This window comes from Pseudomonas sp. LSJ-87 (assembly GCF_032971465.1).
GTDB classification, from domain to species: Bacteria; Pseudomonadota; Gammaproteobacteria; order Pseudomonadales; family Pseudomonadaceae; genus Aquipseudomonas; species Aquipseudomonas putida_Z.
In genome coordinates this window covers 1-548 of sequence record NZ_JAWJYQ010000005.1, presented here as the reverse complement: position 1 = coordinate 548, position 548 = coordinate 1, and the positions used below count along the sequence as shown (strand labels likewise).

At 63.1% G+C, this 548-nt stretch carries 2 protein-coding genes; both read left to right on the top strand.

The window, feature by feature from the left end; all coding sequences use genetic code 11:
* On the top strand, positions 1–376 hold a 376-nt coding region (locus RYH74_RS06475; protein WP_317409118.1), incomplete at its 5' end, for a cbb3-type cytochrome c oxidase subunit I.
* 13 nt (positions 377–389) lie between these two features.
* Positions 390–548 (top strand): cbb3-type cytochrome c oxidase subunit II (locus tag RYH74_RS06470; RefSeq protein WP_317409119.1); only part of this gene is annotated, 159 nt, incomplete at its 3' end.

The following is a 548-nucleotide window of genomic DNA, read 5'->3' as shown; positions in this document are numbered from 1 at the left end:
CCTCGGCTGGGTGGCGATGATCTCGATCGGCGCGCTGTACCACACCATCCCGAAAGTGTTCGGCAAGGAGCGCATGTACAGCATCGGCCTGATCAACGCGCACTTCTGGCTGGCCACCATCGGCACCGTGCTGTACATCGCCTCGATGTGGGTCAACGGCATCGCCCAGGGCCTGATGTGGCGCGCGGTCAACAGCGACGGCACGCTCACCTACTCGTTCGTGGAAACCCTGGTGGCCAGCCACCCAGGCTTCATCGTGCGCTTCGTCGGCGGTGCGATCTTCCTCAGCGGCATGTTCCTGATGGCCTGGAACACCTGGCGCACCGTGCGTTCGCCGGCGCTCGATGTCGCCCCTGCGAACGCCCAGCTGGCTTGAGGAGACCTGCCTGATGAAACATGAAGTCATCGAGAAAAACGTCGGCCTGCTGGCCCTGCTGATGGTGTTTGCCGTCAGCATCGGCGGCCTGACCCAGATCGTCCCGTTGTTCTTCCAGGACGTCACCAACAAGCCGGTGGAAGGCATGAAGCCCTACACCGCGCTGCAGCTG